Below are 991 nucleotides of genomic sequence, written 5' to 3'. Positions count from 1 at the left end.
GCTCTAAGCCATTGAGAACTTCAATGGCTCCAGCATTATATTGTTCAGTCATAATACGGAATATACTTAGTAGATAATTAAGTTATTACATTGCTATTGGTGTAAAGAGACCTTTAACACGGCTCGCGAGTTCAAATGCCATCAGAAGCACATATGAGCGTTTTGCGTAAAAAGTGACAAAATCGCTGAAACAATCAGCGTTCACAACAACAAAAGTATAGGTAGAACATAGTCTGGAAGTGGCCCTCTTATGTCAAGAGAGATAGGTAAGTAACAGGTAAAATTATGACTCCTCCCTCAGTGGAAGAAAGAAAACCTAAATTAATAGCTTTCTAAATCACAACTCGTCTCTTCTGCACGAAAAAGAGACAAAAAAGATTGTTGAGTATTCTATAAAGCGAGAAATTCAATAATTTGAGCTGGGTATCGTTCAAAATCAACAAAGCTATGATCACCACCTTGCTCAACCGTTTGTTTCGAGAAAGCAAACCGTTCAACAGCCTGACGATAATCAAGAACTTCATCCCCAGTTTGTTGCAACAGCCAAAAATCTTTAGGGTTCGCGATAGAAGTAACATCTAACGTTTTTAGCTGCTGTATATGAATCGGATCCAAAACATACTGCACATGAGTATAAGGATTAGTCTGCTCACCTAAGTAATCCACCAGCAGTTCGTAAGGCTTAACCGCAGGGTTAATTAATACCGTTTTAAAGCCAAATTTTTCATTCAACCAAGTGGATAAATAACCTCCAAGAGAGCTCCCCACTAACCCAATGTCATAATCGGCCTGGTACTCTTCAATCAAAGCTAATAAGCAATGGGCGGCTTCTTCGGGAAAGCAAGGAAGCTGCGGAGTAACCAGCGTAATATCCGGCCGGTTAGCCGCGCAATACTCCTTCATCACCTTGGCTTTATGCGACTGAGGTGAACTGTTAAAACCGTGGATATACAGTAACAAGGGTCTTTTAGATGAAGGCATCGTTAATAAC

Annotated in this window: 1 protein-coding gene; it reads right to left on the bottom strand. The window is 40.2% G+C overall.

Going from position 1 to position 991, the window contains the following annotated elements; all coding sequences use genetic code 11:
- Positions 1-390 precede the first annotated feature (390 nt).
- Positions 391-981: an esterase YqiA gene (gene yqiA / locus ACP45E_RS00435; RefSeq protein WP_198927660.1), complete on the bottom strand. Its 591-nt coding sequence runs from the start codon at positions 979-981 to the stop codon at positions 391-393.
- Positions 982-991: the final 10 nt, after the last annotated feature.

It is taken from the genome of Vibrio genomosp. F10 str. 9ZD137, assembly GCF_049974785.1.
Lineage (GTDB): Bacteria > Pseudomonadota > Gammaproteobacteria > Enterobacterales > Vibrionaceae > Vibrio.
This window is presented reverse-complemented; position numbering and strand designations above follow the sequence as displayed.

Coding starts and splice junctions, on each gene's coding strand:
- yqiA (WP_198927660.1), bottom strand. CDS start 981: ATGCCTTCATCTAAAAGACCCTTGTTACTGTATATCCACGGTTTTAAC.